The sequence below is a fragment of the Aeromonas sp. 601039 genome, assembly GCF_049174415.1.
GTDB lineage: Bacteria > Pseudomonadota > Gammaproteobacteria > Enterobacterales > Aeromonadaceae > Aeromonas > Aeromonas veronii_A.
The window spans coordinates 87,614-95,327 of record NZ_JAAKTL010000017.1; the positions used below are offsets into that span (position 1 = coordinate 87,614).

At 62.7% G+C, this 7,714-nt stretch carries 6 protein-coding genes; 3 read left to right on the forward strand and 3 right to left on the reverse strand.

Annotated elements, in window-relative coordinates:
- Positions 1-45: 45 nt before the first annotated feature.
- Together sfsA and thpR are read right to left on the reverse strand one after the other, a co-directional pair.
- Entirely contained in the window at positions 46-789 is a 744-nt protein-coding gene (gene sfsA, locus G5195_RS14765) for a DNA/RNA nuclease SfsA (RefSeq protein WP_421222843.1), read from the reverse strand.
- Entirely contained in the window at positions 786-1,328 is a 543-nt protein-coding gene (thpR, locus tag G5195_RS14770; protein WP_108612596.1) for an RNA 2',3'-cyclic phosphodiesterase, read from the reverse strand. Before thpR ends, sfsA begins: the two co-directional genes overlap by 4 nt.
- 178 nt (positions 1,329-1,506) lie before the next feature.
- Here thpR and hrpB point away from each other — a divergent pair, with 178 nt between their 5' ends.
- From hrpB to G5195_RS14785, 3 genes are all read left to right on the forward strand, one after another.
- Positions 1,507-3,954, forward strand: coding sequence for an ATP-dependent helicase HrpB (gene hrpB, locus G5195_RS14775; protein ID WP_421222839.1), 2,448 nt, complete (start codon positions 1,507-1,509; stop codon positions 3,952-3,954).
- A gap of 73 nt (positions 3,955-4,027) precedes the next feature.
- Positions 4,028-6,346, forward strand: a complete 2,319-nt coding sequence (mrcB, locus tag G5195_RS14780; protein ID WP_421222837.1) for a penicillin-binding protein 1B — start codon at positions 4,028-4,030, stop codon at positions 6,344-6,346.
- A 59-nt stretch (positions 6,347-6,405) separates the two neighbouring features.
- Positions 6,406-6,807, forward strand: a complete 402-nt coding sequence (locus G5195_RS14785) for a VOC family protein (RefSeq protein ID WP_421222835.1) — start codon at positions 6,406-6,408, stop codon at positions 6,805-6,807.
- A 71-nt stretch (positions 6,808-6,878) separates the two neighbouring features.
- On the opposite strand, the gene G5195_RS14790 is transcribed toward G5195_RS14785, so the two are convergent.
- Positions 6,879-7,714, reverse strand: an 836-nt coding sequence (locus tag G5195_RS14790; protein ID WP_421222833.1) for an IS3 family transposase, incomplete at its 5' end; no start/stop codon positions are given.

Genomic DNA, 7,714 nt, shown 5'->3' on the forward strand with positions numbered 1-7,714 from the left:
GGGTAAGCAAACAAGCCGTACCAATAATGTTACCCACTCCAATATTTATGCACTCCCCTCGGGTAACAGGTGACCAGATTCAAACGGGATAAACCCTTGAGCCACCATGCCTTGCACCCCAACATGGGGCCGATAGCATAAAATTTCAACCCCCGCCGCGATTGCCTGCTCAATTAGCAGACTATAGTGCGGATCTATATGGGTTGCAGGGCGCATCCGGCTTATTCCGGAGTGCAACACCATAAAGAGCAGCACGGCCCTGTGGCCTGCCGCTTTCATCGCCATCAACTCGCGCAAATGCTTGGCACCACGGGCGGTGACCGCATCGGGGAAGTAGCCCATACCCGGATCTTCACGTTCGTCGAGCAGGGTGACCGATTTTACCTCGATGTAACAATTGCCCTTCTCGTCATCTTCCAGCAACAGATCGATGCGACTGTTCTCTTCGCCATACTTCACCTCGGTGCGCAACCGGTTGTAACCCACCAGCGGAGCGATGGCCTCCTGCTCGATCAACTCCCGGGCGATCTGGTTGGCGCGCGCCGTGTTGACGCAGATAAAGTGGCCCGCCGGGCTCTCGGCGATCTCCCAGCTGTTGGGCAGCTTGCGCTTGGGGTTATCGGAAGTGGAGTACCAGACCCGGGTGCCCGGATCGGCACAACCGGTCATGGCACCGGTGTTGGCGCAGTGGATAGTGATGACCTCGCCGTTATCGAGTTGCACATCGGTCAGAAAGCGCTTGTAGCGGGCCACCAGCTGGCCCGATTGCAGGGGGGGATCAAAAATCACGGGTTAGCCCTCCGCGCATCTTCTTTTACCCGGGCACGCAGCGGCCAGCAGGCAAGCGGCTCATAGCGCACCCCGTCCGAAGTCGAGATGGATTGATAGAGGCAGAACTCATCGGCTTGCAGCAGAAAATTTGGGGCTGGCAGGATGGCAGGCGCCTCACCCGCCTTGCGCGACAGGGTGACGTGAGGGCGATAACCCTGTTCGCCATTGCCAAGACGCAGCTTCTCGCCGTGGCGGCGCAGCGCCTTCGCCAGCACGGTCAGCTCGTTGGGCCACTCCTTCGGGCCAATCCAGGCAGCCTTGGCCCGGCTGAACCAGCCGGTCTCATCCAGCCTGATGGAGAGCGGCGGACAGTGCTGACGCTCCACGGCGGCGATCAGGCGGCGGGTGGTCAACTCGTCCGCTTCCCCCAGAAAGGCGAGGGTCAGATGAAGGTTGGCTTGCGGCACCGGCTGACCGGGCCAGGGTAGCTGATCGCGCCAGGCGATGAGCTCGGGGGCGAGCTCCTTGACGGGCAGGGCAAAGAAGAGTTTGGCCATGTGGTGATAATGCCTTTTTCACGCTCATTGGATGGACCCATTCTATGGCAGCCATTCGGCCATGTCTCGCCAGCCTCCCGCACGAGTAGCCATCTGCGCACATCCACTCACGGTGGCGCGGGTGGCTGTGGCAGAATAGGCGCCGTTTTACCGGTTGCTACAAAAGGTGCTCATCGCTTTGTCCCAGCTCCCCATCGTTTCGGTATTGCCCGAACTCTTTGCCGCCCTCGACAGCCACACCAGCGTGATCCTGCAGGCGCCCCCAGGCGCAGGCAAATCGACCCTGCTGCCGCTGGAGCTGGTGCGTCAGAACCGGCTGCCCGGCCGCATCATCATGCTGGAACCAAGGCGCCTGGCTGCGCGCAATATCGCCACTTTTCTGGCCCGTCAGCTGGGGGAGAAGGTGGGCGAGCGCATCGGCCTGCGGGTACGCGGCGAGAGCCGCACCAGCTCAGCGACCCGGCTCGAGATCGTCACCGAAGGGGTGCTGACCCGGATGTTGCAGCAGGACCCTGAGCTGACTGGCGTCTCGCTGGTCATCTTCGATGAGTTCCACGAACGCAGCCTGCACGCCGATACCGCGCTGGCTTTCGCCATCGAGAGCCAACAGGGATTGCGCGATGATCTCAAGCTCCTGGTGATGTCCGCTACCCTGGATGGCATGGCACTCGAGACCTTGCTGCCGGATGCCCCTGTGGTTCGCTCCGAGGGGCGTGGCTTCCCTATCGATTACCACTACCGCCCCGCCAATCGCCAGCAGTGGCTGGATCCGCAGGTCGGCGCCGTGGTACTCGAAGCGCTGGCCGCCCACCGCGGCAGCCTGCTGGTCTTTCTGCCGGGACAGGGTGAGATCGAGCGGTTGGCGCAATGGTTGGCAGACAAACTGCCGGACGACGTGACCCTCGCCCCCCTCTACGGCCGCCTCGACATGGCGGCGCAGCAGGCAGCCATCGAACCAGCGCCTGCCGGCCGCCGTAAGCTGGTGCTCACCACCAATGTGGCGGAGACCTCCCTCACCATCGAAGGGATTTCGGTGGTGATCGACAGCGGGCTGGAACGACGGGCTTCCTATGATCTGAAAAGCGGTGTCACCCGACTGGAGACCCGCCCCATCGCCAAAGCCTCCGCCACCCAGCGGGCAGGCCGCGCCGGTCGTCTCGGCCCCGGCGTCTGCTACCGGCTCTGGAGCAGCGAGGTGCAGGAGCGGCTCGCCGAGCAGAGCCCGCCAGATATCCTCACTCAGGAGCTGACCGGCCTACTGCTGGATGCCGCCCAGTGGGGGGCAAAGGTGGAAGATCTGCCGCTGCTGGACATGCCCCCCGCCGCTGCGGTGGCCAGCGCCCAGCGGCTGCTGGTGGATCTTGGCGCCATGAAGCCGGAGGGTGAGCAACAACTCACTGCCGCTGGCCGCGCCATGGCGGCCTTCGGTACCCACCCTCGGCTCGCCCGCATGCTGCTGCGCGCCCGCGAGCTGGAAGCTGAAGGTCTGACAGGGATTGTCGCCGATGCCGCTTATCTGGTGGCGTTGCAGGAAGAAGATCTGCGAGGATCGGAGCGCCTCTCTGTGCTGTTCCACCGCCGTCAAAACGCTCTGCGTCAGGGGGCGCTCCGCTGGTTTGAACGGCTTGGCGTGCGCCCTGCCAATGCACAGGGTCAGTGGCTGGGGCTGATCTGTGCCCTCGCCTGGCCGGATCGCATCGGCAAACTGCGTAGCGGCAGTCGCTATCAACTCAGTGGTGGGGTGAGCTGCGATCTGGTAGAAGGTCATCCCTGTCAGGGACAAGCCGCCCTCATCGCCATTGAGATGGGGCAGAACGATCGCGGCAGCCGCATCTTTATCGCCGAACCGGTCGATCTGGACGAGCTGGTACGCCTGCTGCCGGAACTGGTGAGCGAACGGCAGTGGTTCGACTGGGATGAACGTGAAGAGCGGGTGCGCGCCGAACGCCAGCAGGTGATCGGCGAGCTGGTGCTGAGCCAGCGACCGCTGACCGAACTCTCTGACGAGCAGAAAGGGCGCTGCCTGCTGCAAGGCATTCGCCGCAAGGGGCTGCATGTGCTGCCGTGGGACGAGAGCAGCGAAGGGCTGCTGGCCCGTCTACGCTGTGCCCGCGACTGGCTGCCCGATGAGGGGTGGCCAGCCATGGATGACGACAGCCTGCTGGCCACCCTCGAACAGTGGCTGCTGCCAGCGGTGAGCGGCATGACCCGGCTTGAGCAGTTGAAAAAGCTCAACCTCGGCGACATCCTGCGCCAATCCCTGCCCTGGCCGCAGCCCAAGCGGCTGGACGAGGCGCTGCCGAGCCACTTTGCAGCGCCCACCGGCAGCCGGGTGCGGATCCGCTATCAGCCCGGGCAGGCACCGGTAATCCCGGTGCGCATTCAGGAGATGTTCGGTCAAGGTTCGACCCCCTGCGTGGCAGATGGCAGGGTGCCGCTGGTGGTAGAGCTGCTCTCCCCCGCCCAGCGGCCGCTACAGATCACCGCCGATCTGGCCGCCTTCTGGGCAGGATCCTACGAGCAGGTGAAGAAAGAGATGAAGGGGCGCTATCCCCGCCACTACTGGCCTGACAATCCGCTGGAGGCAATGCCGACCAAAGTCACCAAAAAGAAGATGGGCATCTAGGTTCGATGGGTTAATCCCGCTCGGACGTTCGCGAATGCGACATAACAAGTAGAAAGGAAAGCAAAGAGGATTTATGGCAACCCAACGACGCAAGCGTGCCCCCAAGAAGGCAGCGCCCAAACGCACCATCTGGCGCAAGCTGTTCTGGCTTGGCTTCAAGCTCTCCCTGGTGGTGGCGGCCTTTATGGTGGTGTTTGGCATCTACCTCGATACCAAGGTGCGCGAGCGCTTCGATGGCGAGAAGTGGCAGCTGCCGGTGATGGTCTACAGCCGTCCACTGGAGCTCTACCCAAGTCAGCGCCTGTCGCGGGACCAGATGCTGCGCGAGCTCAACATGCTGAGCTACAAGCAGGTGCGCCAGCCTCACACGCCGGGTGAATACACCATCAACGGCAACCGCATCGAGCTTATTCGCCGTCCGTTCGAGTTCTATGATGGCGCCGATGGTGCCCGCGGCCTGCGCCTCACCTTCAACGGTCCGCGCCTTGAGGGGATCCAGTCGCTGGAGAACCAGCGCCAGCTCGGTTACGCCCAGATGGACCCGGTGCTGCTCGATCGCCTCAATACCGAGGATCGGGAAGATCGCCTGCTGGTGCGCATCGCCGAGGTGCCCGACAGCCTGCTGGTGACCCTGCTCACCACCGAAGATCGCGACTTCTACCAGCATGGCGGCGTCTCGCCGGTGGCCATCATGCGCGCCATGTTTGCCAACCTGATCGCGGGTCGCACCGTGCAGGGGGGCAGTACCCTCACCCAGCAGCTGGCCAAAAACTTCTTCCTGACCCGTGAGCGCAGCCTGTGGCGAAAACTGCAGGAAGCCTATATGGCTGTGCTGATCGACTATCGCTACAGCAAGGACGAGATCCTCGAGTCCTACCTCAACGAGGTCTATCTGGGACAAAACTTCTCGCAAGGGGTCTACGGTTTTGGCCTCGCCTCCTACTTCTACTTCGGCATTCCGGTCAACGAGCTGGATATCGATCAGGTCGCCCTGCTGGTCGGTCTGGTGAAGGGCCCCTCCTATTACGACCCATGGCGCTTCCCGGAGCGGGCCAAAACCCGCCGTGATCTGGTGCTGAAGCTGCTGATGGATCACGGCAGCCTGACTCAGGCCGAATATGAGCTGGCCAGCCGTCAGCCCCTCGGCATCATCGCCCGCGGCCAGATGAGCTATGGCCGCACCCCGGCCTTTATGGGACTGCTCAAGCGTGAGATCCAGAGCCGGTTCGGTGCCGATCTGCTCAAGCAGTCCGGCCTCAAGATCTTCACCAGCCTCGACCCCATCGCCCAGCACGCGGCCGAGCGGGCGGTCGAATCGGGCCTCGCCGATATCGAGAAGCTGCGCGGCAAGAAGAAGCTGGAGGCGGCCATGGTGGTCTCCGACTGGCACAAGGGCGAAGTAGTCGCGCTGGTGGGTGGTCGGGATCCCCGCTACGCCGGGTTCAACCGGGCGCTGGATGCCCGCCGCCAGATCGGCTCGCTGGTGAAACCGGCGGTCTACCTGACCGGCCTCTCCAACGGCCTGACCCTGGCGACCCCGCTCAAAGATCAGCCGATCCGTATTCGCGGTCAGGATGGTCAGGTCTGGACGCCGCAGAACTACGATCGCAAGTTCCGCCAGAGCGTGCCGCTGATGGATGCGTTGGCCAGCTCCCTCAACGTGCCGACCGTCAATCTGGGTCTGCAGGTGGGGCTGGAGAAGGTAGTCGACACCCTGCACAAGCTGGGAGTCCAGCAGGAGATCCAGCCCTATCCGTCGCTGGTGCTGGGGGCGGTGGCCCTCTCCCCGCTGGAGGTGAACCAGATGTATCTGCCCATCGCCAATCAGGGACTGACCCAGCCGCTGTCGGCCATTCGCGCCGTGGTGAACGGGGATGGCAGCCTGCTCTATCAGCATGATCAGACCGCCAAGCGGGTCACCGACCAGCAAGCAAGCTGGCTGACCCTGTTCGCCATGACCAAGACGGTGAGTCAGGGCACGGCCCGCGCCCTCAGTGCCAAGTTCCCGGGCGCCACCATGGCGGCCAAGACAGGCACCACCAACGAGCTGCGCGACTCCTGGTTTGCCGGGATGGACAACAACGAACTGGTCAGTATCTGGGTCGGTCGCGACGACAACACCCCGGCGGGCTTGACCGGTGCCAGCGGTGCCCTGCAGCTCTTTAGCGGCTACATGAGCCAGCGCGGCGTCAACAGTCTGGGATTGAAGATGCCGGAAGGGGTCACCTGGGCCAACTTCTCCCGCGCCAGTGGCACCCGCGTCACCAGCGACTGCCCGGGCAGCCTGCAGGTACCGGCCAAGACCTCGACTATGGGCTCCCCGACCAGCTGCGCCGGCAGTACGACGCCACGCAGTGCCCTGGATGAGTGGTTCGGTGGATTCTTCAACTGACATCGCGAGAGGAGCTGCACGGGCGGCCCCTCTCCCCAGCCTGCTTACAAGGAGTCATCATGAGCCAGCCGTTGTTTGAGGCTATTCACCACATTGCCATTATCGCCAGCGATTACCCACGCTCGCGCCACTTCTACCACGAGGTGCTGGGGCTGCCCATCATCGCCGAGACCCTGCGCGAAGAGCGCCAGTCGTGGAAACTGGATCTGGCCCTGCCGGACGGCAGCCAGCTGGAGCTGTTCAGCTTCCCCTCGCCTCCCGAGCGTCCCTCCCGCCCCGAGGCGTGCGGCCTGCGCCATCTCGCCTTTCGGGTCAGCGACCTTGACCGCGTCATCGCCCATCTGCATGCCCATCGAGTCGATGTTGAGCCAGTGCGGGTGGATGAACTGACCGGCAAGCGCTTTACCTTCTTCGCCGACCCGGACGGTCTGCCGCTGGAGCTCTACGAAGCGCCGCGCTGAGCCTGCATCGACCAAGCAATCATGTCTAGTCCTGAAATAGGTTTACACATTTTCAACTAGCATTTATCTACTCAGAACCCCCAATGTACCGCATCGGGGGTTCTGTATTTCAACGCATGATGCGGCCGCTCCTCGTTGTAAATATTCACAGCTTCACGCACCATTTTTCGCGCTTGCGTCAAATCCTGCGGGCTTTGCAACAATAACTCTCCTTTCAAAATCCCGTTCACCCGCTCCGCCAACGCATTCTGGTAACAGTCATACCCATCCGTCATCGAGCATTTCACCCCGTACCGTTCATGTAATGACTGATACAGCCCCGAGCAATACTGCACGCCGCGGTCCGAGTGATGGATAAGTTCACCGCCGCCACGTCGTTGCTTCAGTGCTTTCTTGAACGCCATCGCCACCGACTCCGCGTGCATCCCTTCGTGCACGTGATGGCCCACTATCTTGCGTGAGTAGGCATCCGTCACCAGGCTCAGGTACAGCGGCCCGCTCCTGGCTGGCAGATAGGTGATATCAGCGACCCAGACCTGCTCCGGGGCCACCAGTGTGACCTGCCCTGGCCCCGCCTTGAGCAAGTTGGGATGACGGTAGAAACGGTGAAAACTGTGGGTGGTCTTGTGATACGCCCGCCTAGGCAGCACCAGCAGGCGGTGCTCGGCCAATATCCGAAACAGCCTGTCACGCCCGACCTTGAGCCCGCCATCATCCTGACCCTGCAGCAGATAATGCAGCTTGCGAGTGCCCATCCGAGGTTGTCGCAGTCGAACCTGACGCACAAAACGCACCACCTGCAATCCCTGTGCATGGCGCTCATCGGCGATCCGATTGCGCTTGTAGTAAGCCTGCCGGCTTATCCCCAGAAACAGGCAAGCCCTGACAATGGTCAGCCTCTCGACTT